Origin of the sequence: Pleurocapsa minor HA4230-MV1, from assembly GCA_019359095.1 — a bacterium.
Classification (GTDB): domain Bacteria; phylum Cyanobacteriota; class Cyanobacteriia; order Cyanobacteriales; family Xenococcaceae; genus Waterburya; species Waterburya minor.
In genome coordinates this window covers 1-24,020 of sequence record JAHHHZ010000030.1, presented here as the reverse complement: position 1 = coordinate 24,020, position 24,020 = coordinate 1, and the positions used below count along the sequence as shown (strand labels likewise).

Here is a 24,020-nt window from a genome sequence, read left to right as displayed (position 1 = left end):
CATCGGTTTGCTGACTCTACCAGAACTTTTATAAGGACAGGACATTATGGCAATACTACTGGCGTTAGCAGGAGCGATTTTAGGTGGCGTGTGCATCACGCTATCTTTGACTGCAAGCAGTCGACTTCGCAGTTTCTTAGACAATTCATTGGCTGCCGCGTCGATTAATTTTGCGGGTGGATCTCTGTTTCTTCTCATCTTGTTTGGCATTGGAGCGATCGAGTTTCCAGAACTGAATCAGCTACCAACACAGCCTTGGTGGATGTTTGGCGGTGGTTTGGCGGGTGGCGCGGGGGTAGTGTTTAGTTTGTTAGCAATTTCTCAGATGGGGCTTGCAGCTAGCTTGTTAGCTGCCATTTTTGGACAACTCTCAATGTCAGTTGCAATCGATATGTTTGGCTGGTTTGGGGTTGCTAGCAAACCGATTAGCAGTACGAGAATCTTGGGCATTGTCGTCCTATTTATTGCTGTCGCCTCAACCCAGATACATCTGTTAGACTCTACCACTCGAAACGATTTGAAATGAAGGATAAAGGAACTTAAGTTATGGACTTTCAGTTAGCGAACAAAACGGCTCTGGTGAGTGGTTCAACAGCGGGTATCGGGCTGGCGATCGCCACTACTCTTGCCCACGAAGGCGCAATGGTAATGATCAATGGCCGCAGTCAAGAGCGCGTTAGTGATGCCATCGATCGAATTAAGCAAAGCGCACCCAATGCCAGGTTGCAGGGAGTCGTAGCGGATCTCAGCACCCAAGCGGGAGCCGAAGCGCTATTTCAGCAGGTTCCAGAAGTCAATATATTGGTGAACAACCTGGGAATTTATGGGTCTCAAGCCTTTACAGATATTTCTGATGACGAATGGATGAAATTTCTCCAGGTAAACGTCATGAGCGGTGTCAGACTCTCTCGCCATTACCTGCCGCTGATGCTGAACCAGAACTGGGGACGCATTATTTTTATCTCTAGTGAATCTGCCTTGAATATTCCAATGGAAATGATTCACTACGGTGTCACAAAAACCGCACAGTTGGCTCTTGCTCGTGGTTTAGCTGAAACCACAGTTGGTAGTAATGTCACAGTGAATTCGGTGTTGCCGGGTCCCACCCGCTCTGAAGGGGTAGAAGGCTTTATCCAGGAATTAGCCAGGGAGCAACACGCAACGCCTGAACAGGTCGAGAAAGAGTTTTTCGCCAAGATGCGTCCCTCTTCGTTGATCCAGCGATTTGCATCAACATCTGAAGTCGCTGCACTGGTGGCGTTTGTTGCCAGTCCTCTGGCATCTGCGATTAATGGTGCTGCACTGCGAGTCGATGGCGGCGTGGTGCGATCGATTGTCTAGCATCGTCCTGCAAATCAGGACAGAAGAAATTAGGAGATTTACGATTGTGTCATTGTCGGTGGCGGCTCCGCCGGACTCAGTGCGGCACTGCTTTTGGGCAGAAGTCGCCATCGAGTCTTAGTCTGCGACAAAGGTAATCCCCGCAATGCTGCCGCCCACGAGTCGCACAGTTTTTTCACCCGCGACGGCATCAGCCCCCATGAACTGCTGAACATTGGGCGCGACCAACTCAAACCCTACAAAAGCATCAAATTTCAAGCGATCGGGGTCAAAGAAATCAACCCATCCCTAATACAAGACCTAAAATTTAAAGTGAGATGAAAATGAACAATCAAATCTTGAAATTAATTGATAACCGCAGAACAACGGCTTTATTCGATCAAACAAAAAAATTAGACGAGGAGCAGATTAAAGAGCTAATTCGTCTCGCCACAAAAGCCCCCACATCTTTTAATCTCCAGAATTGGCGTTTTATTGCCGTTATGGGTGATGAAGCAAAACTTAAATTGCGTAAGATTTCCTGGGACCAAGCGAAGATAACCGAAGCAGCTGTCACTTTTATAATTTGTGGTCAAATGGCAGATGAGAAGACATTACCTCAACGTCTTCGTCCGGCAGTAGATGCTAAGATTATGCCTGAAAATATGATTGAGGGTTGGGTAGCAGGTGCTGGCAGTCTTTATTTAAATCAAAGCTGGCGACAACGCGATGAAGCCGTCCGAAGTGCCTTATTAGGTGCAATGACGCTTATGTTGGCGGCCGAAGGTATGGGTCTTGGAGCCGGGCCAATGATAGGATTCGATCGGGATGCTGTATCAATCGAATTTGGCCTAAAAAAAAAATGAAATTCCAGTCATGTTAGTTTCTGTCGGATATCCCACCGATCGAAACTGGCCGCAAAAACCTCGTCGGCCAATTTCTGAAGTCCTTGAAATATTGAAGTAGCAAAAATGAGTTTGGAGCCATTGGTCACAAGTTAAGCTTGAATAGCAGTTGTCAAGAGGGTTTGAGAATTTGGCGCAAAGAAGAAATCGGCTGAATTTTTCTGTCGGTCAGGAAACGGAGCAATAATCAGTCGAACAGGAGGTTTTCGTATTGATTTAACTACGCCCAAATCCTGATTCTCTGGTGCAGCAAAATATTTAATCGGGTCGTTAGTTAAACCTTTTTGACTAGCTACAGAAAAATGATAAAGACCTCGATAAATTATCTCTAAAGAAATACAGTCAACAGGTAAGGCTAGTTCATCAGCTATATGCGGAGCGGTATGCTAAAGCATTTGCGGAGCTTATCCTTTAGGACTAGCTTCGCGTCGTCCTTTAGGACAGCATCACCTAAGTCTATTAAAACAGCATAAAACAACCAAGTTGCCCAAATCTGTAATTTAATCCCGTTCAGTGAACCAGTCCATAAATAACTTAAACCAAGTAACCTTTTAACAGTATTAAAAGCCTGTTCAATTCGCCATCGTTTACGATACAAATCTGCCACTACATGTTGAGTTTTTTGCTCTTACTCATAGAGATTAGAATCGCTCAATTACTTGTTAATTCTAAGTTTCACACGATTCTTGCTCTCTCTTGACTTTCTGCTTATTTCCTTAACTTGTGACCAATGGCCTATCCTCAGTTTAAACGTTATTCTGACCATAAAGAGCTTCACGAACTTTACACCCCAACGATTGAAGAAATAAAATTTGTTACCAGTCGTACCATTCGTAAAACGGGATTATTGGGTTTAATGAATTTTTTGGCAAAGATGAAGTCATTACAGACAATGACCCTGTGGAACAAGAAAAGCGATTAAAATATCTAGATTTAGTCGCTAGTGCCGTAATTCTCCAGAATACGGTAGATATGACCAGAGTAATTCATTCTTTGAGTGCAGAGGGATTTAAGATTACTCGCCGAATGCTGGCAACTATGAGTCCTTATATCAACCGCAATCTCAAGCGGTACGGGGATTACGTGGTGGATTTGAAGAACATTCCTCAACCATTTGAGGGGGCGATTAATCTACCAGTTGATATTTTTGAAACTCAGTCTGAGTAAGATCTTGAGGGCTATCTTGCACTTTTTTACACGTATCTCGGCTTTCCCCCTGGATAGGATTGCTTCAGCAACTCAGCGACTTCTTGCGCGATCGCAATCAGGGCATAATTAACGTTAGAGTCATGGAGAAAATCAGTCTGAGGTTATCCCTCAGGCTCGAAATCATTTTCATGCTGTAGTATTAAATGCGTCATAAGGCTATTCTCAATGAAATAACGTTATTTAATAAACGCTCTTAGCTCAAAGGTTGCGGTCTTGCAGTTTCTTCTTCAGGAAGTGGAATGAATTCGGTTTCTTGTGGTACTTGAGAAAATTTACCCGATTGCCAATCTTGTTTAGCTTGTTCGATTCGCTCTCGGCGACTGGAGACAAAGTTCCACCATTTATGGCGTTCTCCTACAGGTTCACCACCAATAACTATACATCTAGCATCGGTCTTGGCAGTTATTTCGACTTCATTTTTAGGGGCAAGGATTGCCATTCGGTGTTGTTCTAGCTCTTTGCCATCGATAATAATTCCTGGCGTAACGCTATAAATTGCTCGTTCGCTGTATTCGGCAAGAAGCATAAATTTGCCTCCTGAAGTAAAAACTAGATCGAGATAAATAGTAGGGGAGAGAGTTTCGACGGGAGAAATCTTATCTTTTGTTTCTCCTGCAATGAGAGTAATTTTCACCCCGTTCTCCGTCCAGGTTGGAATATCTGCACTAGGGTAATGACGAAACCAAGGTTCGCTCTCTTCATCTGTTTCGGGTAAAGCCACCCAAGTTTGAATTGCATGAAGAGTACTTTTAATAGCGCGATCGCGATCTGGACTTCTTTCCGAGTGAACGATTCCCGTTCCCGCACTCATCCAGTTAACTGCACCAGGCTGAATTTCACGGACGCTACCAAGACTATCGCGGTGTAACAACGCTCCTTCAAACAGATAAGTAACCGTTGCTAAATTGATATGAGGGTGAGGACGCACATCTACCCCCTCGCCAGGGAGGAATACGGCAGGACCTAAATGGTCGAAGAAAATGAACGGGCCAACCATCATCCGTTCGTCATGGGGTAAGCTACGACGAGCGCTGAATCCGCCTAAATCTTTGATGTGGGGAGTAAGTATTTGAGTAATATTAGTCATAAGAACAAACAGCAGGTATAGATTACTCGATCTTAAATAAAAATCTTATGATGGGTGAAGCCATTTATGAAACAGGCGGGTTAATCTGGGCATTACTACATAAGCCAACAACAAAACTACTATTCCCGTAATAATTGCCTGACGCAATAGATAGGGTAAACCTGCCAAGTACGGGGCAACAAAATGACCTAGAGTAGATACACATATAAAAACCCCAATCCAGGTAACAAAGGCAGTCTTATATTTAGGAGGCGGAGTTGAGGCGACATTTGGCAGAGATACTAAGGCTTCTAATCCTGTTAAAACTTGAACATTTTCGGGCTTTTCGATTAAGGGTTTAGCTCGCTCGATCCAATCTCGACGTTCGGGCGATCGCATCCATTGACGAAGACTATTATAATTATTAAAACGTAAAATAATTACATATTCACCACCAGAGTTAGATTTTGGTCTGAGGATAGTTACTCCGTTATGACCTTCAAACTCACTAGCTGCTTGAGAAATTCCCTCAAGCCACTCTTCATAACCTGATTCGCGACCAGGACGAATATAATGGGAAATTACGGCTGTAACCTGTTTATTTTGAAGATTTGTTTCGGTATTCATTACTTTTTCTCAATTCAGCTACGAAGCAAAATATTAGATTTTAAAAGCAGCAAGCACAAGCTATGCCATCCCAAAAACGAGATAGGCTGCCAGTACCCAGAGAAGATAAATTCAAATTCTGCTGATGGTAAGAACCAATATACTTAGCCGTCTGCTTGGGAGAGGATAAACTTATCTTAGAATCATTGTGATAACCACCAAAATATTTAACGGGCGACCAGTCTGGACTGACAGGTAAGGGTGGAGGAGACAACTGATTAAATTCCGCCGAACTGTATACGGGTTTGCCATCGACAATAGTTAATACTGATTCGAGATGTTTAATCCTCTCTTCGGGTATGGAAAAATAATCTTCTGACAAAACTGCTAAATCTGCCAGTTGACCAGGCACAATCGAGCCTTTGTTACCTTCTTGATTGGAGAACCAAGAAGCAGCAGTAGTATAGGTTCTTAAAGCATCCATACGGTCTAGACGATTTGCTTCAGAGTATAGAGATGTCCCGCCAACAGTTTTACCCGAAACCAACCAGTACAAACCCACCCAAGGATTGTAGCTAGCCACCCTTGTTCCGTCTGTGCCTCCAGATATGGGAACATCCATCGCCATGATTTTTTTAATCGGCGGAGTATGAGTTGCAGCCTCTATTCCATAACGGTCTATAAAGTATTCCCCTTGAAAAGCCATACGGTGTTGAATGGCAATGCCTCCTCCCAAAGCTTTAACGCGCTCAATGTTGCGATCGCTAATTGTTTCAGCGTGGTCTAAAATCCAGTGCATCCCTGCAAAGGGAACTTCCTGATTAACATTTTCAAATACATTTAAAAACCGAGTAATTGATTCGTCATAGGTGGCATGAAGTCTAAAAGGCCATTTGTTAGCAGAAAGAAGCTTAATAACATCGGTTAGTTCTCCTTCCATATTCGGATTGAGATCGGGACGAGGTTCGGCAAAATCTTCAAAATCCGCAGCCGAGAAAACCAACATTTCTCCCGCGCCATTAAGTTGATAAAAATCGTCACCCTGACCAGGATTAGCAATCTTAATCCAGCGTTCAAAATCAGCTTGTTCTTCGCCTGGGTTTTGGGTGAACAGATTATATGCCACCCTTACCGTCATTTCCCCTGCTTTATGGAGTCGATCCATAATTTGATAGTCGTCAGGATAGTTTTGCCCTCCTCCTCCCGCATCAATTACGCTGGTGATTCCCAGGCGGTTCATTTCCCGCAGATAGTGACGAGTAGAGTTTAACTGGTCTTCTAAACCTAGTTTAGGACCTTGGGCGATCGCAGCATAAAGAATTGTGGCGTTAGGTTTGGCAATTAGCATCCCTGTCGGATTACCATTACTGTCCTTCTCGATTACAGAATCAGGAGGGGGTGTGGTATTGCGATCGATTCCTAAAGCTCGCAAAGCAGCACCGTTGAGCAAGGCACGATTATAAAGATTGAGAATAAAGACAGGAACATCTTGAGAAACGGCATTAATTTCAGTCAAAGTTGGCATTCGCCGTTCGGCAAACTGAAATTCACTCCAGCCTCCAATTACTCTTACCCATTGAGGTGCTGGAGTTCTACGAGCTTGCTCTTGAAGCATTCTTAGGGCATCCGCTAGGGAAGGGACACCATCCCAGCGCAGTTCCATGTTGTAGTTCAAACCGCCACGAATCAGGTGGGTATGAGTATCATTCAGCCCAGGAATTACCGTTCGGCGATTGAGGTCGATAATTTCAGTATTATCTCCCCGATAAGCCATCACTTCCTTCTCTGTTCCCACCGCCAGAAAACGATTACCTTTGATTGCCAAAGCTTCGGCAAGAGATCGTCGTTCGTTTTGGGTAGCAATAGTAGCATTGTGAAGAATTAAATCGGCTTTATTGGTATCGGGATCGGGAGGGTTTTGCGCCCAAGATTGACCTCGATCTAGTAAATAAGTAGAAAATCCCGCTGCTAAAGCCCACTTAAAAAAATCACGTCTTTTAGTCTTGTGATAATTATCCATTATTTATTATCTAAGGATCTTGTTCGTAGGTTTGTCGCGTTGGGGTGCTTTGTGTATCATTGTGTAAGCGTAATCCACGCCCATTCCATAAGCTCCACTGTGTTCTTTAACTACAGCTAGAGTTGTGTCGTAAGTTTCTTTTCGCGCCCAATCTCGTTGCCATTCTAAAAGTACTTGTTGCCAGGTTACTGGCACGACTCCTGCCTGAATCATCCGATCCATAGACGCACGATGAGCCATTTCGCTCGTCCCACCACAAGCATCTTCCACGACATACAGCTCATAATCATCAGCCATAGCGGAGAAGGCGCACATATTAATACAAACTTCCGTCCATAATCCCGAAAGAATTAATTTTTTACGACCAGTTGCAGCTACAGCATCTCTAACCTTTTGGTCATCCCAAGAGTTCATACTGGTTCTTTCCAATACATCATGATCGGGAAAAACTGCTAAAATTTCGGGCCACATATAACCGCTAAAGCTTTCCGTTTCTACAGTAGTAAGAATTGTCGGAACTTTGAATACTTTGGCACTTTTTAGCAGTGCGACAACGTTATTTTTCAAAGTCTGTCGATCTATACTGACCACCCCAAAAGCCATCTGAGGTTGATGGTCGATGATTAATAGTGTGGAATTTTGAGGAGTTAAAAGTTCAATTTTGCTCATCAGTATTTTTGCTATTTAATATTGTTTATGGTTGTTTTCTAAAAAGTTTCAAGCAAGGTCAAACAGTAGAACTTCTGTCCCAACTTCTGTACTAAGGTTCAGCAGTTCTGGGGTACTAATTTGCACCCCATCACCAGCTCTCAAGGATTCTTCGTTGAGTAAAACTATGCCTTTAGCCACCTGAAGCCAAGTGTAACGATTGGGTTGAACTTCATAGTCAATTTTATCTCCAGGTTTGAGTACAGAAACATACAGATAAGCATCCTGATAGATTTTTATCGCTCCATCTCGTTCGTCTGGGGCGATGATTGGGCGTAGTTTTCCTAATTTTTCTGCTTCTGGAAAGGTACGCTGGTCGTATCTTGGGGCGATACCCGTAACGTTAGGCTCAATCCAAATTTGCAAAAAATGAACTGGTTCAGTTTGAGAATGGTTAAATTCACTATGAGTAATACCCGTGCCTGCACTCATAATTTGAGCATCTCCTGGGAGAATAACCGACCCCGTACCCAAACTATCTTTGTGTTCCAACGCACCTTCAAGAACATAAGTAATAATCTCCATATCAGTATGGCTGTGGGCGGGAAATCCCGCTCCTGGAGTGACCCGATCTTCGTTAATCACCCTCAAAGAGCGAAAGCCCAGCCGATTTTGGTCGTAAAAACTACTAAAGGAAAAAGTATGTCGGCTATCAAGCCAGCCGATTTTTGATAGACCTCGTAAATTGCGATCGTGAATGAGATGGTTAATAGTTTCGTTGTTCATTTTTAACTCCTAAAAAAACGATTGAGTCTTTGTACTGCTTATTCAATAATTGCGATCGCTCGCAACTTATTACTCAGGTCTTCTTTTGAGAATAAAACTCCCTATACTTTGTGTTCTGGGTTTTTAAAATCACTCTTACAACCTGCATCCCAAACTTCAGGTTGGTTTCCGTATTGGGGAATTCCGCCATTATCTTTCAACATTCTTGCCAAATGCATACAGTTCCAAGCTAAGAAAGTTGTATTTCTGTTGGTAAAATCGTTTTCAGGGCCACCAGAACCAGGATCTAGATAAGAAGGACCAGGACCGACTTCTCCTAACCATCCTGCATCAGCTTGGGGAGGAATTGTATAACCAATATGAGAAAGAGAAAATAAAATATTCATAGCGCAATGTTTAATTCCATCTTCGTTACCAGTAATTAAGGTTGCACCGACTTTTCCATAATCTCGATATTGTCCTTTTGCGTTTAAAACATGAGTGTAACCGTACATTCTTTCTAAAACTCGATTACAAACAGAACTTTTTTCTCCAAGCCAAACTGAGGTACACAATACCAAAATATCAGTTTCATCAATTTCTTGTTGAATTATGGGCCAATCGTCTCGATTCCATTCATTTGTTTGGGACATATCTAGCCCAAGTCCTGCGGGTATTTCGTAGTCTACAGGTCGAATGACTTTAGTCTGAACTCCATTAGCTTCAAAAATGTTTTTAGCAATATCAATTACACCCTCAGTATGAGATAAAATAGGAGTTCTATTCAGAGTGCAGTTTAAAAAAAGAGCCTTGAGGTCGTCATATTTTGCTGGTGCATTTTGACACTGATTTTCAGTTATTTGTTTTAGCTGTTTTGACATTGTTATCTAAATTTTTTGAGTGTAAAAATAATTTAATACTTCTCAGATTCAATATTTACTTTGCAGACACGTCCTCGCGTGTGAGCCTGATTCAACTGATGAATTACAGAGTTTTTTCACAAGTTAGAAATGCGGCAGGTTAGCGATTATTTCTGCTGAAGAAAGTCCAGCAACGTGGGGTTGACCCGATCGGCATGAGTCCAATTGATGGCGTGCGGCCCGCCAGGAATGACAACAAGTTGACTGTTTTCGATCAGCTTCGGGAGTCTTGCTGCGGTGGACTCAAGCGGCAAAATGCGATCGCTATCTCCATGAACGATCAGGGTTGGGACATCAATGCGAGGCAGATCATCGCGGAAATCGGTGAGCCAGGACGGGACACAATCTAAAGTCCCTTTAGCAGAAGACCCTGCTGCCACATTCCAACTTGCCTGAATCGCTTCATTGCTGATGCGATCGCCAAGCAACACATCTACATTGAAGAACGCTTTGAAAAATTCAGAAAAGTAAGCTGGACGATCTTTAACGATCGCTTTCATAATGCCATCGAAAACGCTTTGGTCAACGCCTTCAGGATTGTCATCGGTCTTCAGTAAGAAGGGCGGCACTGGAGCCATCAGCACGGCTTTCTGCACCCGCTCTGAGCCATATTTGCCAAGATAGCGCGTAACTTCACCTGTCCCCATTGAGAAGCCGACCAACACGGTATTTTGCAAATCAAGCTTGGTCATGAGTGTATTTAAATCTGCTGCAAACGTATCGTAGTCATAGCCAAACGAAGGTTGGCTAGAAGCACCAAATCCTCGGCGATCGTAGGTAATCACTCGATACCCTGCATTTAGCAGCACTAAGACCTGCTTTTCCCAGGAATGTCCGTTCAATGGAAATCCATGAATCAGAACAATCGGTTGACCTGCCCCAAGATCTTCGTAGTAGAGATCGATAGTTGCAGAGTTTTCTTGGCCAACGGTAATGTAAGGCATGAGAGGTTTCTCCATTGTAAATTGATGATGTGTTTTTGTCTGTTGCATCGTTTGCCGCCTCTAAGATGGCTTTGATTCTGCTGTTGCAGAAATTAACTTCCAAATGCCAATTAGCGGGTTATTTTGAATCAATGGTGTAGGCATGTTATTCAGAATTAACGATGGTTGTTTTACGGCGACTATCTTGGCAGGGGTGTCCACTCCGAAAAGTCCGCAAGATGTGCCCAGTAGGCAGTCAATCCGATATAAGCAAAGATGAGAGCTGCCACACCTAACATAATTGCTCCAATAGTTCGCAAGAGCCGGGTTGATTTGAGAGAGAGGGTTGGTACAGAAAAAATTCCTCCTAAGCCAACGAGAATGAACCCAATTCCTGACAGCAAAGGAAGTTGTGTTATTCCCAGGTTTATGATACGAAAGCCAATTAGAAGCGATACCAGTCCTGCAAAGAATCCATAAATGCCCAGGGTAAATAATTCCCAACCCATTGCCAGAGTTAGGGAAGTTCCTACAAACAAAATGCCAAACAGAACAGTTGTTTCACCAAAGGCAACATTGAAACTACCAATAACGGGCCAGGTAAAAGTCATGTGTAAGCCAGTGACTAAAGCGATCGCGCCGACTACACCAAAACCAGGAATCCAGCGTTTCTGATTTGAAGTACCAAGACCAAAATACACATAGGCAGCTAACAGAGCGAGTCCAGCCGATAGATTAATCAGCATGAGTGTAAGGTAATCGATAAACATTAGACCTCCTGCAAATGTTCGGTTTTGTTAAGACTTAGACAAAAAATGACAAAGCAATTAAATGCGCTCCCACACCAACTCGAAAACCGCCTCAACACCATCACTCAAAACTGGCAACGTTTTCAGCGTCACTCGGCTCTCACTCAGAGTAAAGGTGCGAACTAACGTTGTACCAACGCGATTAGGAATTGATGCAATTTTGATCTGGTGAGTTACTGTGTTGCCACTCAACGTATAAGTTCCAGCGTAAGCATTGAATGTTGTAAATGCTTGAGCAAGCTCTTCCACGGGTAAAGATTGCATCTGGGGAGTTAGCGGTGATCTGACCTCCTGACTCAGCGGTGAGCGATCGCTCCTAGAAAACATCACCATCATGTGACCATCTGATGTGTAAGTGATGTAGCCAACCGGATGAGTTCCATACACGTCTGGAGTCACCGTTCCATCAGCGTAAATGGCAGTTGCAGAAATTAACTTCCAAATGCCAATTAGCAGATTGTTCTGGATTGATGGTGTAGACATAATGTGCAACCATTGCTTGATGATTCTCCCCTAGAGAGTAGCGGGTTTCAACACAAAATCAAACTCAGTCGTGTAAAACGGTTTACTTTGATTGTGTGCCTTGAGTTCGTCTAGTGCTTCGTGCTTTTGCAATTGAACGATCGCCGATCGCACTGCAAAGGTCGTATCTGAATCCAGGTGAGGATCGCCAGCAATAAAAATTTGTGTTGTCAGCGGAGTGTACTCCGGAGCACTGAGTTTGAAATGGATGTGAGCCGCCCGCCAGGGATGCCGTCCCAAGAGTCCTAGCAACTCGCCACATGGACCACTGCTTGGCACTTTGTAACCTAGTGGCACGACGGTTTCAAACATATACTTTCCACTCTTGTTCGTTTTGAAACGTCCGCGAAAATTCCCCAACGGCTGAGATGGCTCTTGGACATCATATAATCCTTGGGAATTGGGTTGCCAAACATCAATCAGAGCATTGGCGATCGGTTGACCGTTCAAATCTAAAACCCTGCCTGACAGGAAAAGCGAATCTCCTTCTGTATCAATACCCAAGCGATCGCCCATCTGCCGTTCTAGTGCATTCAGCACATACAATGGTCCTTCTAAATTGCTTTCTGTACTACGATGGGCATCGTGCAGCAATTCTACCAACTCTGAGATTCCGAGTAGATCCGTCAACATATGGATCTCTCCAGTGGGAATCTCTTGAGTGTGATGACTTGCCTGGTTGAGAAAATTACGTCCCTGCTGCAATTCTGATTCAGTTAGATTCGCCTCACGCACAAAGTCATGCAAATGTCGAACCAAGCTCGTGTAAATTTCATAGAGTCGCGGGTGAGATTTGCCGCGATCGCCATGATTAATGACGGCTTCAGTGATAGTGTCAAGTGTGATGTTCTGCACAAGCAAACTCCTTTTTAGTTACGTGATTAATGATGGTTGTTTTACGGCGACTATCTTGACTTATAGTCTGTGTCCTAATCTAATTGGCTACAGCTTGCAACTTTGCCTGCAAGTGTTGTCATCTCGCACTGCCGATCGACTACTGCGCTACATACCCACCATCTACCATCAACGTTTCACCTGTTACGAACGATGCCATCTCAGATGATAAAAACAGGACTGCATTTGCAACTTCAAGCGGTGTGCCAACTCGTCCGATCGGGTGAAGTCCTGTCAAGTAAGCTTTGGCTTCATCTGTAACTGCTTCAAACATATCTGTTTGGATTGCCCCTGGTGCAACGACATTGATGCGAATACCCGCTTTGGCATATTGGAGCGCAGCAGCTTCAAACATATCTGTTTGGATTGACCCTGGTGCAACGGCATTGATGCGAATACCCGCTTTGGCATATTGGAGCGCAGCAGCTTTTGTTAAGCCTACTACCGCATGTTTACTCGCGGTGTAGAGGAGTATGTTAGGAAGTGCAACGACTCCAACCGCAGATGCCATATTGACGATCGAACCACTTCCCTGTTTCAACATCTGAGCAATTTCATATTTCATCGACAACCAAACACCTTTGACATTGACATTCATAGTGCGATCGTATTCAGCTTCTGTTTGCTCAATCAATGAGGGATTTTCGCCGCCCATTCCTGCATTATTAAAGGCAATATCCAACCGACCAAAAACGCCAACCGCTTTATCAACCATTGCTTTAACATCGGCTTCTTTCGTGACATCTGTTTGCACAAAAATAGCCTCTCCGCCAGCATCCTGAATCAATCGAACCGTTTTTTCACCTTCATCAATTCGACGACCCACAACAACCACTTTTGCCTTTTGTTGGGCATAAGCGATCGCAGTTGCTCTGCCAATTCCTGATGTTCCCCCAGTAACTAAAGCCACTTTATCTTGTAGTATCATTCTGTTTCTCCTGTTCTAATCAATATTGACCTTCAGCACACAATCAAACTCCGATCCGTTTAGCAATTACCAACGCTGTAAAGCTGGTCTAATTTTCTGTAAATTTCAGCACAACTTTGCCCCGTGTTCCTCCCTGCTCTATACGCTGATGCGCCAGAACGACCTGATCCCAAGAAAATACTGAATCAATCACTGGGCGAAGCTGATGACGCTCGATTAGTTTTGTCAAAGCCTCTAATTTTGCTCGGTACTGGGGTGAAAAAACAAAATGAATCGTCAGATTCTTGCTCCATGCTTCAAGAAGCGATTGCGGTGTTGCAATGTCTACAATGCTTATAAGCCTACCGAAGAGACGAATGATTTCTAGACTACGCTGAATTGTTTCTCCGCCGATCGTATCTAGAACTAAATCCACACCCAGTCCATTTGTTTGTTGACGAATGACTTCTACGTAATCTTCTGCAGATTATTTACGTCGCGCTGCTGGTTTCATTCTTGACCTCCGTTTTGATGACGAAAGCCCTTAATTCGATAATCTGACCGCCGTGAAAGCGCCAGATGTCGCAGTATGAGTAATGAGCCGCTTTCGCGTCTTCGTCCTTCATTGTGATGTTGCCAACTGCCGTGACGAAATCACCCTCAGCGATTAAGTTCGCGACCATAAACTTTGGCGGCTCTAGGTATGTCGTTGTCATCCATTGGCGAACAGCTTCTTTTCCTTGAAGAGTCTTGTCGCCTACAAACGTCCATTCCATGTCGTCGGCGCAGAACGACAAAAATCCTTCATTATTGCCTTCAGCGATCGCCGCATTTCCCTCTAATAAAATTGCTTTATTTTTCTCTGACATTTGAATCTCTCCTTGGTTCAAGTGGATACTTTAACGGATCAGTTTCTCTCTCAGCGCGTCCTTATCAGTTTTAGCTCGTGATTGCAGTAACGCGGATTTCAATCCGCATCGTTGGAAGTGCAAGAGCTGCAACTCCTACCTCTGTCCAAATTGGGGCATGGTTGGGCATGTAATGACGAAATAGCTTGACCATCACATCGTTAACCTCTGGAGGAAACCCTCCAACATGGTAAGAATTGACATGAACAACATGCTCCCAACCTGCACCGGCAGCTGCCAAGGTTCGCTCTACGTTCCGAAACGCCTGAGCAATCTCGTCCGCAAGCGATTCGGGAATTTGCAGATTGTCATCCCAGCCGCCTTGTCCTGATGTCTCTACGCGATCGCCAATTTTTACCGCTTGCGAGTAATGCAATTCATTCAGCATATGTTCCCCATAACCAGGGGTGACAAAAAACTTTGGTTTATTCATTGTGTTCCTTTGTTGAGTACGTTTGAAATCGTGAATGAGATGGAGTGCTGTGGTAGTCATTGATTACCTCTGAGATGGGCAAATTGCGTGAGTCTATGCGATTGAGCCTCATTGTCAATCTTGCAGGTTATTGGCATAGATGGCAGTCTGACGATACTTTAATCAGCGCATTGCTTTTTCAATCCGACGATCTGGAATCAACCACATCATTGCCACCAATACATAAAGACTAAAAGCTAGCCATGAATTAGCAAAGGCGAGGAGAATCGATACGGCATAAATCACCACTGATACCTTGCCCTTAAAATCTCTCCCGATCGCGATCGCGATCGCCGAATGTTGACCGTGATGAGCAATCAGAGTCACAGTCAGAATCAAATAAGCAATTGCGCTGAACAACATCACACCACCATAAAAGGCAACGGGTAAAGCGGTGAAGTAACTTTCCCCCGTCCAGGCAGTGACAAAGGGAATGAGTGACAACCAGAACAGTAAGTGCAGATTAGCCCACAAAACTCGACCATTAACATACTGCACTACCTGAAATAAGTGGTGGTGGTTATTCCAATAAATTCCCAAATAGATAAAGCTAAGAATGTAGCTTAGAAATACGGGAATTAGCGGACGTAATGTAGCTAAATTATCTTCGTGGGGTACTTTCAGTTCCAGTACCATAATCGTGATGATGATGGCGATGACACCATCACTGAATGCTGTCAATCTTCCTTTTTCCATGTCAATATGTCCCTGCTAAAATCATGGATTTAATCATCTGTAATTCTCAGAATTCAGAATCAAGCAAGTCGATTTGAACCAAGACAGTCGCCTGATCCCAGTAGAGATGTTCATCGGCTATCTTGCCGTCACGAAATTGAATAATCGCGACCACTGGCACTTCAATCCGTTTCCCAGTCGGAGCAACACCTGGTAGCATCCAATCCATCTGAATAGTATGAGTGAACTTAGCAACCATTTCATCGACGAGTTGATCCGTTTTGATCGTGCGTGAGATCGGAGTTAGCTCGGTGTCTGGTGCCATCTGTGGAATAAAGTATTTAGAATAAAACTCCCGTAGTGCTGGTTTCCCAACTCCCTTAGTCATTACTGGAATGTGGTTAACGTAAGCATCCTCAACCATCGTAGCGAGAGCATCTTCGGTGCTGTGAGTGCCAAACTCGAACCCCAAGTGCTCTTCCCAGATTGCTTGCAAGGCTTCCTGAGCGGGTGTCAGGTTGGGAGTTTCTTGTACATTTTCTGGTTTATTTACAGTTTGCTCTTGAACCATGTTGGTGTAACCTCCTGATTTTTGTAGTAAGGGCGATCGCGGATACTAGCATTAACAAACAAGTCAGATATGAATAGAGCTTAGTGACTTGCAGCAACAATAGCTGTCATCAACTCTGTCATTTTCCAGCGTTCGGTATATCGAATGTGATTGATAAATAGGGCTGGGGCAGTCGTTACTCCACTCTGTATTCCACCTTTGATGTCTTCATTGATACGATTGATATGCACCTGCTTAGACAGGTCTTTGAGAAACTGAGGGATATCAAGCCCTAAATCATTGGCATACTCGACAAGATAACCATTCTCCAAATTGCGTTGATGGGTAAATAAAGTATCATTCATTAACCAAAACTGTCCTTGGGCAGCGGCGGCTTCGGCAGCTTGGGCTGCCCGTTGAGCATGAGGATGGATCTGTGTTTGCGGAAAATGGCGGAAGATAAAGCATAAATAATCCTCTCCTAAAGAAGCATTAAGCTCTCGTTCGATCGCTTTAATCATCTTGTAAATGTCCGCACTTTTGGAGTCTTGATAATCTCCATACATCACCAGCACGACCTTGGCACTCAGCACACCTTGCATCCAATCTTGGGTTGAAGGTGGGACAAGTAAGGAACTGTGACTGCGATCGTCGTTCATTTTTATACATCTGCATCAAACATGGAACCTTGTAGCCACCTTTTGATAATTCAGTCGCTACTGTTTATGTCCTTTGGTGAAGTATGCCAGCTGCTTGTCTAATCTGCTGTTCTCGTTGTTTGAGTATTCGCCCATCCTACTCAGATATATCTCTAAGCACTAAAGCTAAGACAACAGCTTTCTCAAAGGTTTCAAGGGATTGGGCTAAATCGAGAGTTGCGCGGATATTGCTATTCTGCAAGAAGCGAACTTCCTAGTTGCAAGACTTGAGCATTCCGTAAGCTTACACACTCATCTCGGGTCATCGTTCTCTGCCCCGGTGTACGTGCTTCAATGCCTGGTCGAAGCCGCCACGACTCGTTGTAATCCTCTGCTAAATGAAAAAATAGCGGCTCCGTCCTGTCTAGGGCAAGAAGTCTGCCACGATAGTCAACCAAGTGGCGCTCACGAATCTCTTGACCCCCGCTGGCAGCAGACCAAGCAATAAATGGAGGTAGAACATCGAAGCCGACAAAGCGGAGAATACCGTTCTGAATTGGCCAAAGCACTATGTCTATATCACCATGACGACCGTTGTGGGCAAAGGTATCGAACGGATCGCCAGTAGTGAACGAAAGCATTGCTCGCTTGCCTTTCAATCCGCCAGTGTCGTAAGACATACCTTTGCTGTAGGCAAAGCCCGTCGTGAACACCCGGTCCACCCAGCCCTTGAGAATGGCGGGCACCGAGAACCAATAAATTGGAAATTGGAGGATTAGCAAGTCTGCCCAACGCAGCTTTTCTTGTTCAGCCTTGATATCGTCAGCTAGCGCATCGTTCTCGTAAGCATGTCGCTGCTCAATCCCGTACTTCAAATAGTCGGGCTCTAGCATCTCCTTAAAGTCAGCCCGGTCGACAATGGCTTTGAAATTCATGGCATACAAATCCGACACTTTTACTTGGTGGCCTACCTCGGTCAAAACCTCAACAGCGATGTCTTTCAGTGCGCCATTAAAGGACTTGGGTTCGTGATGAGCATAGACAATTAGCACATTCATAGTTAACTTCTTTCAATTTCCTTAAAGTACTTAATTTGTTCCTCTTGTTTACAGCGATTGATTTTTTTCTCAATCGCTTCCAAATGGCAACTGAGTTCACACAGTCGCTCCTTAACCTCCTGCCGATGTGTTTCAAGCACCGCCCGTTGTTCCCCCACAGTGCTATCACCCGCATTGCTCACAAGTTTTGCGATCCCAATCACTGAAAGCTAGATAGAGCTTATGTTTAACTCTATTTTGACTGCTAAGTCAAAATAGACAGTGTGTTGTTTTCAAGAAATTGGCGCAAGACAGCTAGGATGGCACTACTACCAGGTTACTAATCTGTTAGTGAGAAATGCCGGTGTTGTATTTCATCCTGAGTCGCCATCGCTGGCGCAATGAATTAATGTGTTTGAGGGCAAGTTCGGATCGAGCGCCTTACGCGCACTGTCAATGCCCACAACGGGCAGCGTACCAGGATTAAGCAAGCCGAGTTGAACCAGTACACTCGCCTGATCCCAGTAGATGTGCTCATGGGCTAACTTGCCGTCACGGAACCGAATAATCGCGACCGTTGGCACCTCAATCCGTTTCCCGGTCGGAGCAACACCCGGTAGCATCCAGTCCATCTGGATAGTATGAGTGAACTTAGCAACCATTTCATCGACGAGTTGATCCGTTCCAATCGTGCGCGAAACCGGGATTAGCTCCAAGTCTGGCGGTATCTGTGGGATGAAGTATTTGGAATAAAACTCGCCTACTGCTGGTTTCCCGACTCCCCCAGTCATAACCGGAATGTGGTTAACGTAAGCATCCTCAACCATAGTAGCGAGGGCATCTTCAGTGTTGTGACTGACAAACTCGGACTGCACATGCGCTTCCCAGACTGCTTGCAAAACCTCCTGGGCTGGTGTTAGGTTGGCGATCGCCTGTAAAGAAGTTTGGTTGTCTACAGATTGCTGTTTAACCATGTTGAGTTCTCCTGGCTCTATCTATCTAAGAGTGTATTAATTTCCAATGCTTGACTTCTCTCAAATTCTTACAGTGTTTGTATAAATTCAATATAAGCAATCGCCTTCAAGCTGTCGTCTATAGCAAGTTAAAAATTTTACAGTACAAATTGATAGAGTAACCCTGCCATCGTAGAGTAGAAGGCTGGCTCTAACTTAAGTTAGAATCCAAATCTGATCGAAAGTACAACCCTATAAACTGACAATACCGCGCTTAACCGCAACAATCACCGCCTGGGTACGATCGCTCACATCTAATTTATTCAAAATTCGATTGACATGGGATTTAACCGTGCCTTCACCAATACTCAAAGCATCAGCAATCTCGGCATTGCTCATCCCCTGTGCCAGTGAGCGGAGTACTTCTAATTCTCTTTCACTCAGTTCTGGATTGCTGAGGCGCTGTACCAACTTTGCTCCCACATGGGGCGGAATATACTTCTGACCCCGATGAACGGTACGAATGGCATTCAGCAGTTCGTCAGGCTCAGTTTCTTTCAACAGGTATCCTTTTGCGCCTGCCTGCAATCCCCGATAAATGTCTTCATCACTATCATACGTGGTCAGGACTATAATCCGAGCAGATTTAGCGATCGCACAAATTGCACTGATGGCGGCAACTCCTTCCACTTCTGGCATTCGCAGATCCATGAGCGTAACATCTGGTTGGTATTGCTCAAATAGCGCGATCGCTTGTTCCCCATTTTCAGCTTGGGCAATCACCTGCATATCTGGGTCACGGTTAATAATCGTGGCTAATCCTTGCCGAAAAATGGCATGATCGTCCGCAATCAGAATCCGAATGGTCGTGGCTTGGCTCATCGTGCTACTCCCGATTGACGGTGACAATAATCTCTGTTCCTTGTCCAGGTTGACTCCGAATCGTGAGTTGTGCGCCGATGCGCTCTGCTCGTTCGCTCATGCCGAGTAAACCAAAACCCTCAGAAGATGGAATACTCCCAACTCCAAAGCCTCGTCCATTGTCTTTGACACACAAGCAAACCCGATCGCGATTGTAGACTAGCTCCACTCTGATTTCGTCAGCATTGGCGTGTCTAGTAGCATTCGTTAATGCTTCCTGCCCAATCCGCAGTAGATTACTCTCGACTTCACTGGGTAGAGCATACACTGCACCCTCGATCTCATAGTATAATGTGGCATCCAATGCGGCAGTTCTGAGGTGAGCCACGAGACGATGTAGCGCACTCTGCAAACTGCCTTCCTCCAAAAGCTGAGGACGAAGCGCGACGACCGATCGCCGCGCTTCAGACAGTCCAGTTCGTGCCAATTCTTTAATCAGATCCAGGTGTGCCTGAGTTGCTTCTAAATCATCCGTTAGCACCTGGTTTGCAGCACCTACCTGAGCCAAAATACCTGTAAACGCCTGAGCGAGTGTATCGTGAATTTCGCGTGCCATGCGGTTGCGTTCTGACAAAATTGAAGCGGCTTCTGCCCGTTTGCAAGCGGTGATGTCTCGTGCCAGCCAAATCACCTGTTCGTGCCGAATCGGGGCAATGCGAGCCGAAAACCAGGTTTCTTGTTCGGCTGTCCGCAAGCTGTACTCAACTGTGAGCATTTGTTGGGTTCTCAGTACTTGCCGAACGTAACCCAGAAATTCATCGGCTTGTTCTTTTTCAAAAATTTGGTGCAGTGTTTGACCAATCTGCTCCTCAATAGGTCGATACAACTGATTCGGTTTCACTTCGACTGCTTCGACCAGTCGCCCTTCAGCAGTAAGGACAAACAGCGGATCGGGAATGGCTGAAACGAGTGCTCGCAGTTCTGCTTCAGAGGCTTGCAACGCTGCTTCTGCTCGTTTGCGATCATCGATATCTATACAAACTCCCAACACTCGGATGGGTTCACCGGATGCATTCCAGGTAACAATTTTGCCGACAGAAAAAATCCATTTCCACTGACCATCCTGGGTACGCAGGCGGTACTCTGCTCGATAGTTGGGGACTTCTCCAGTAATAAAACCATTGTCAATTGCAACCATTGATTCTCTGTCATCAGGATGCAAACTCTCAATCCACGTAGATTTGGTCAAGTGAAATGTTGCTGGATCGTAGCCCAGCATTAAAGCGTATCCTGGGTTAACCACGACTTCTTCAGTTTCGATGTTGAGATCGTAGAGTCCTTGATTTGAAGCGGCTAAGGCTAAGCGCAGTCGCTCTTCACTCATTTGTAGAGCGGCTTCTGCTTGTTTGCGATCGCTAATATCGGCAATCACCCCTTCGATGTAGTCATCGCCTGCATTGAGATAAGAAGAAAAAAGTCCCCAGAACACTGTACCATCTCGTTTTCGCATCTGGATTTCATAGCTTCGCAGTTCCCGATCCCGCTTCAGCACCTCAATGAATTGTTGGCGATCGTTGGAATTTACATTAAAGTCTGTAGTGTGTTCAAGCCCAATGATCTCTTCTGGCGAATCAAAGCCAAGCAGATCGGCAAAGCGTTGATTGGCATTGAGAATTAATCCATCACAGGTGCGGGTGCGGTATATGCCGACCTGGGAGTTTTCAAAAATATTGCGAAACTTGGCTTCACTGCGTTGTAATGCTTCTTCTACTTGTCTCCGCTGGGTGGTGTCATTGCCCACTGATAAGATTTCGACTACATCTCCCTGCTCATTGAAGATGGCTTGATTCGACCACTCCATCCAAACTCGCCGCCCATCTCGACACAAGTTTTCACCCTCGCCTTTCGGGTACGATTGAGGATTGCGAAGTAAATCATGGACAAAGGGTCTCATATCGCGTCCAGAGAGTTCGGCTTCTGGAATGATGGTTTCAAATACGGTTCGCCCTACAATCTGATGTTCTTCATAGCCCAGGAGTTTTATCCCATAATCGTTGATGTATCGAATCCGTCCTTGCGGATCATAACGAATGATGACTGAATTCGCAGTTTGTAGCAGGTTGCGATAATTTGCTTCACTTTGCCTCAATGTAGCTTCGGTTTGTTGACGTTCAGCGATCTGCTGCTGTAAGGCTTGCGTTCCCTCTTCTACCTTCCTTTCCAGTGTTTTGGCATAGTCTGCTAACTGTTCATGTAGCCGAGCATTTTCTAATGAAATCGCTGCTTGAGAAATCAACAGTTTGAGGACTTGTAAGCGATCGCTGGTAAACACGCCGATACTAAGATTGTTCTCCAGATAAAGGATGCCGAGCAGCTGACTTTGCTTGAGAATTGGCATACAAAGGAGCGATCGCGTCTGTTGCTGTTGAATGTAAGGGTCAGTTGAAAAAGACGATTCGCTGACTGCATCATCAAACACCAGAACTTCTTGAGTGCGTTCTACCAAGTGAATGACAGAGACAGGAATCATTGCACAGTCAGCAACAGCAAGCTTTTCCAGGTTACATTGTCTATTTCGGCTGCATTGAGCAACCACGGTGAGTCGATCATCTTCCAAGAGAACCAGAGCGCCAGTTTCGGCTCCTGCATTTTCTATCACCACCTGCATCAACGTGGCAATTAATTGGTCGAGATGGATCATTCTAGGCAGGGTAATCATTAAACGCTCCCCAGACGAGGGACTGTCGGCCTTCTCCCAAAGTATATCACTTGCCAAACTTTAGAAAATAAAGCTTCTGGGTAGATTTTTTGAAGGTTTTCCAATGACTATATTTCTGTAGCAGTGGGGGTAAGGTTCCAGGCGGTCCCAAAATCTCGTCGCCGATCTCGGCAGAAATGCGATCAAACAACTCCATATCCAGTGTATCTGCCCTTTCTTGGGTTTCAACTGTGGCAACCAATCGAGCAAAGGCACTGGGCGCAGCTACGACTAATCCCCGTGCTGGCTGATCCCCGGTAGCAGCAAAAACGTGAGGTGTCCCCGAGTCCGTGCAGTCTTCCATCATAGAGTTGTGGTGGATTAATCAGTTGCTCTCTCATCGTGTCTAAGTCCTTGCGTGGAAAAGCATAACAACTACAGCTTACTGAATTTTAATGCTTGACTTCTTTCAAATTCTTACGATCGAGGGCGAATCTGCTTTGGTGTCATGCCAGTAAATCGCTTAAACTGTTGTGTCAGATGACTTTGACTGGAGAAACCAACTTGTAAGGCAATGTCCGCGATCGCTAAGTCCGTTTTAGAGAGCATCAATTTCGCTTGTTCCACTCGCTGTTCAATTACATACTGATGTGGCGAAATTCCCATTGCTTGTTTAAACAAACTCGCGAAATAAGTTGGGCTGATATTGATAACGCTTGCTAGTTCAACCAGTGATAAATCGCGATCGAGGTTCGTGTGAATATAATCGATTGCTTGCCGCAACTGAACGCTAGTTAAGCTTCTGTTCTGGGATGTAATTATTTGTGCGACCTCAGAGTAATGTCGCAGCAGATGAATGATTAATGCTTGAGTCAATGATTCGACATACAATCGTCCCATTATGCCACCTGATCGCAACTCAGCTAAAAGTAGCATTGCGATCTGATGAAGCTGCAAGTCTTGCTTACGAAAATTATTCGCGAGGTCTATCTCCTCTGTATCAATTTGAGAGGATTTAACAACTTGTGCGATCAATTCTGGCTGTATATGAATATTTAGTTCTGTCGAGGGTAACTGACTTGCTGGACAGCGCCAGTAGGTTGGTTTTTGAGCAGGAACTAAAAGGCTGTCTCCCTTTTGAAAGAAGGATTCATGCAAGCAATTCTCCGATTTTTGGCTCAAGTAACTAGGATGTCCTAGGGGTAAGATCAGCCAATGATCGGATAAGGCAGGAAGTTCTTTTTCTTCTGCTTTGTCAGGAATTGAAGAATATTGGTGCTGCTCAACCAAAATGCCATTCCAGCCTAACTGCTGACTAGACAGCGCCGAGGTTCTATTGAGTCGTTGGCTCAGTTCACTGGGTTTAAGAAGGGTATTGGTCATTGGATTTATCTTCATCTAATTGTACAAGTTAGCCTAAACAATAAACGCTTCTGATTTTTTCAGCCTGTGACAAAAGTCCATCCTAGACTTAATTCGCAGTCAGGAGTGCAACATGACAATCAAAATATTGAATTACGATCTTGCGCTCGATGCTTCTACCATTGGAGAGATTTTGCCACCCCAGCAAGCGAGCGATAAATGTGTAGAACTAGCAGTCTTGGTCAATCGGCACACGGATGAATTGGCGATCGCTACACCAATCGAGTTTATCGCCGTGATGGGTCACGTCAGTGCTGCTGTTGCCTCAATCTCAACCAATACTTCTGGATAG

At 44.8% G+C, this 24,020-nt stretch carries 31 protein-coding genes and 1 pseudogene; 7 read left to right on the top strand and 25 right to left on the bottom strand.

The window, feature by feature from the left end; genetic code table 11:
* Positions 1 to 46: 46 nt before the first annotated feature.
* Genes KME09_21525 through KME09_21510 form a run of 4 tightly spaced genes read left to right on the top strand, consistent with a single transcriptional unit; the run spans position 47 to position 2,186 of the window.
* Positions 47 to 526, top strand: a complete 480-nt coding sequence (locus KME09_21525; GenBank protein MBW4536519.1) for a DMT family transporter — start codon at positions 47 to 49, stop codon at positions 524 to 526.
* A 20-nt stretch (positions 527 to 546) separates the two neighbouring features.
* Positions 547 to 1,341, top strand: coding sequence for an SDR family oxidoreductase (locus KME09_21520; protein MBW4536518.1), 795 nt, complete (start codon positions 547 to 549; stop codon positions 1,339 to 1,341).
* A gap of 36 nt (positions 1,342 to 1,377) precedes the next feature.
* On the top strand, positions 1,378 to 1,662 hold the full coding sequence (locus KME09_21515; protein ID MBW4536517.1) for an FAD-binding protein: 285 nt from the start codon (positions 1,378 to 1,380) through the stop codon (positions 1,660 to 1,662).
* A 2-nt stretch (positions 1,663 to 1,664) separates the two neighbouring features.
* A complete protein-coding gene (locus tag KME09_21510; protein ID MBW4536516.1) occupies positions 1,665 to 2,186 on the top strand; it encodes a nitroreductase family protein in 522 nt (173 codons plus the stop codon).
* Positions 2,187 to 2,317: 131 nt separating this feature from the next.
* Here KME09_21510 and KME09_21505 read toward each other — a convergent pair.
* Positions 2,318 to 2,838 (bottom strand): annotated as a pseudogene (locus KME09_21505) (transposase).
* A 117-nt stretch (positions 2,839 to 2,955) separates the two neighbouring features.
* Between KME09_21505 and KME09_21500 the strand changes: the two are divergent.
* Together KME09_21500 and KME09_21495 are read left to right on the top strand one after the other, a co-directional pair.
* The gene (locus KME09_21500; protein MBW4536515.1) at positions 2,956 to 3,147 is read left to right on the top strand and encodes a hypothetical protein; all 192 of its coding nucleotides are present in this window, start codon (positions 2,956 to 2,958) and stop codon (positions 3,145 to 3,147) included.
* Complete coding sequence (locus KME09_21495) at positions 3,126 to 3,392, top strand: transposase (GenBank protein MBW4536514.1); 267 nt, start codon at positions 3,126 to 3,128, stop codon at positions 3,390 to 3,392. Before KME09_21500 ends, KME09_21495 begins: the two co-directional genes overlap by 22 nt.
* A 235-nt stretch (positions 3,393 to 3,627) precedes the next feature.
* Here KME09_21495 and KME09_21490 read toward each other — a convergent pair whose 3' ends face one another.
* The 24 genes from KME09_21490 to KME09_21375 form a co-directional block, all read right to left on the bottom strand.
* Positions 3,628 to 4,521, bottom strand: a complete 894-nt coding sequence (locus tag KME09_21490; protein MBW4536513.1) for a pirin family protein — start codon at positions 4,519 to 4,521, stop codon at positions 3,628 to 3,630.
* A 45-nt stretch (positions 4,522 to 4,566) separates the two neighbouring features.
* Positions 4,567 to 5,127 (bottom strand): antibiotic biosynthesis monooxygenase, encoded by a 561-nt coding sequence (locus KME09_21485; GenBank protein MBW4536512.1) that lies wholly within the window; start codon positions 5,125 to 5,127, stop codon positions 4,567 to 4,569.
* A gap of 40 nt (positions 5,128 to 5,167) precedes the next feature.
* Positions 5,168 to 7,126 (bottom strand): amidohydrolase, encoded by a 1,959-nt coding sequence (locus tag KME09_21480; GenBank protein MBW4536511.1) that lies wholly within the window; start codon positions 7,124 to 7,126, stop codon positions 5,168 to 5,170.
* A gap of 6 nt (positions 7,127 to 7,132) precedes the next feature.
* Positions 7,133 to 7,795 (bottom strand): hydrolase, encoded by a 663-nt coding sequence (locus KME09_21475; protein MBW4536510.1) that lies wholly within the window; start codon positions 7,793 to 7,795, stop codon positions 7,133 to 7,135.
* Positions 7,796 to 7,843: 48 nt separating this feature from the next.
* Positions 7,844 to 8,560, bottom strand: a complete 717-nt coding sequence (locus KME09_21470; protein MBW4536509.1) for a pirin family protein — start codon at positions 8,558 to 8,560, stop codon at positions 7,844 to 7,846.
* Between the two features lie 101 nt (positions 8,561 to 8,661).
* Positions 8,662 to 9,420, bottom strand: coding sequence for an NAD(P)H-dependent oxidoreductase (locus tag KME09_21465; protein ID MBW4536508.1), 759 nt, complete (start codon positions 9,418 to 9,420; stop codon positions 8,662 to 8,664).
* Positions 9,421 to 9,566: 146 nt separating this feature from the next.
* Positions 9,567 to 10,403 carry an alpha/beta hydrolase gene (locus KME09_21460; GenBank protein MBW4536507.1) on the bottom strand — a complete coding sequence of 279 codons (837 nt, stop codon included), beginning with the start codon at positions 10,401 to 10,403 and terminating at the stop codon, positions 9,567 to 9,569.
* A gap of 179 nt (positions 10,404 to 10,582) precedes the next feature.
* Positions 10,583 to 11,128: a DUF981 domain-containing protein gene (locus tag KME09_21455; GenBank protein ID MBW4536506.1), complete on the bottom strand. Its 546-nt coding sequence runs from the start codon at positions 11,126 to 11,128 to the stop codon at positions 10,583 to 10,585.
* A gap of 81 nt (positions 11,129 to 11,209) precedes the next feature.
* Positions 11,210 to 11,674 (bottom strand): lipocalin-like domain-containing protein, encoded by a 465-nt coding sequence (locus tag KME09_21450; protein MBW4536505.1) that lies wholly within the window; start codon positions 11,672 to 11,674, stop codon positions 11,210 to 11,212.
* A gap of 30 nt (positions 11,675 to 11,704) precedes the next feature.
* Entirely contained in the window at positions 11,705 to 12,568 is an 864-nt protein-coding gene (locus KME09_21445; protein ID MBW4536504.1) for a hypothetical protein, read from the bottom strand.
* A gap of 139 nt (positions 12,569 to 12,707) precedes the next feature.
* The gene (locus KME09_21440) at positions 12,708 to 13,535 is read right to left on the bottom strand and encodes an SDR family oxidoreductase (GenBank protein ID MBW4536503.1); all 828 of its coding nucleotides are present in this window, start codon (positions 13,533 to 13,535) and stop codon (positions 12,708 to 12,710) included.
* 88 nt (positions 13,536 to 13,623) lie between these two features.
* Positions 13,624 to 13,950, bottom strand: coding sequence for a zinc-binding dehydrogenase (locus tag KME09_21435; protein MBW4536502.1), 327 nt, complete (start codon positions 13,948 to 13,950; stop codon positions 13,624 to 13,626).
* A gap of 55 nt (positions 13,951 to 14,005) precedes the next feature.
* Positions 14,006 to 14,383 carry a nuclear transport factor 2 family protein gene (locus KME09_21430; GenBank protein MBW4536501.1) on the bottom strand — a complete coding sequence of 126 codons (378 nt, stop codon included), beginning with the start codon at positions 14,381 to 14,383 and terminating at the stop codon, positions 14,006 to 14,008.
* 70 nt (positions 14,384 to 14,453) lie between these two features.
* Positions 14,454 to 14,855, bottom strand: coding sequence for a hypothetical protein (locus KME09_21425; protein ID MBW4536500.1), 402 nt, complete (start codon positions 14,853 to 14,855; stop codon positions 14,454 to 14,456).
* A 162-nt stretch (positions 14,856 to 15,017) separates the two neighbouring features.
* The gene (locus KME09_21420) at positions 15,018 to 15,590 is read right to left on the bottom strand and encodes a DUF1211 domain-containing protein (GenBank protein ID MBW4536499.1); all 573 of its coding nucleotides are present in this window, start codon (positions 15,588 to 15,590) and stop codon (positions 15,018 to 15,020) included.
* 46 nt (positions 15,591 to 15,636) lie between these two features.
* Complete coding sequence (locus KME09_21415) at positions 15,637 to 16,140, bottom strand: ester cyclase (protein ID MBW4536498.1); 504 nt, start codon at positions 16,138 to 16,140, stop codon at positions 15,637 to 15,639.
* 80 nt (positions 16,141 to 16,220) lie between these two features.
* Entirely contained in the window at positions 16,221 to 16,778 is a 558-nt protein-coding gene (locus tag KME09_21410; protein ID MBW4536497.1) for a thioredoxin domain-containing protein, read from the bottom strand.
* Positions 16,779 to 17,008: 230 nt separating this feature from the next.
* The gene (locus KME09_21405) at positions 17,009 to 17,815 is read right to left on the bottom strand and encodes an NAD(P)H-dependent oxidoreductase (protein ID MBW4536496.1); all 807 of its coding nucleotides are present in this window, start codon (positions 17,813 to 17,815) and stop codon (positions 17,009 to 17,011) included.
* A 2-nt stretch (positions 17,816 to 17,817) separates the two neighbouring features.
* Positions 17,818 to 17,997 carry a hypothetical protein gene (locus KME09_21400; protein MBW4536495.1) on the bottom strand — a complete coding sequence of 60 codons (180 nt, stop codon included), beginning with the start codon at positions 17,995 to 17,997 and terminating at the stop codon, positions 17,818 to 17,820.
* 171 nt (positions 17,998 to 18,168) lie between these two features.
* On the bottom strand, positions 18,169 to 18,768 hold the full coding sequence (locus tag KME09_21395) for an ester cyclase (GenBank protein ID MBW4536494.1): 600 nt from the start codon (positions 18,766 to 18,768) through the stop codon (positions 18,169 to 18,171).
* A 231-nt stretch (positions 18,769 to 18,999) separates the two neighbouring features.
* Positions 19,000 to 19,629: a response regulator transcription factor gene (locus KME09_21390; GenBank protein MBW4536493.1), complete on the bottom strand. Its 630-nt coding sequence runs from the start codon at positions 19,627 to 19,629 to the stop codon at positions 19,000 to 19,002.
* A gap of 4 nt (positions 19,630 to 19,633) precedes the next feature.
* On the bottom strand, positions 19,634 to 22,327 hold the full coding sequence (locus tag KME09_21385) for a PAS domain S-box protein (GenBank protein MBW4536492.1): 2,694 nt from the start codon (positions 22,325 to 22,327) through the stop codon (positions 19,634 to 19,636).
* A 46-nt stretch (positions 22,328 to 22,373) separates the two neighbouring features.
* Positions 22,374 to 22,673: a hypothetical protein gene (locus KME09_21380; GenBank protein ID MBW4536491.1), complete on the bottom strand. Its 300-nt coding sequence runs from the start codon at positions 22,671 to 22,673 to the stop codon at positions 22,374 to 22,376.
* A gap of 110 nt (positions 22,674 to 22,783) precedes the next feature.
* On the bottom strand, positions 22,784 to 23,689 hold the full coding sequence (locus KME09_21375; protein MBW4536490.1) for an AraC family transcriptional regulator: 906 nt from the start codon (positions 23,687 to 23,689) through the stop codon (positions 22,784 to 22,786).
* A 112-nt stretch (positions 23,690 to 23,801) separates the two neighbouring features.
* Between KME09_21375 and KME09_21370 the strand changes: the two genes are divergently transcribed.
* Positions 23,802 to 24,020 (top strand): hypothetical protein, encoded by a 219-nt coding sequence (locus KME09_21370; GenBank protein ID MBW4536489.1) that lies wholly within the window; start codon positions 23,802 to 23,804, stop codon positions 24,018 to 24,020.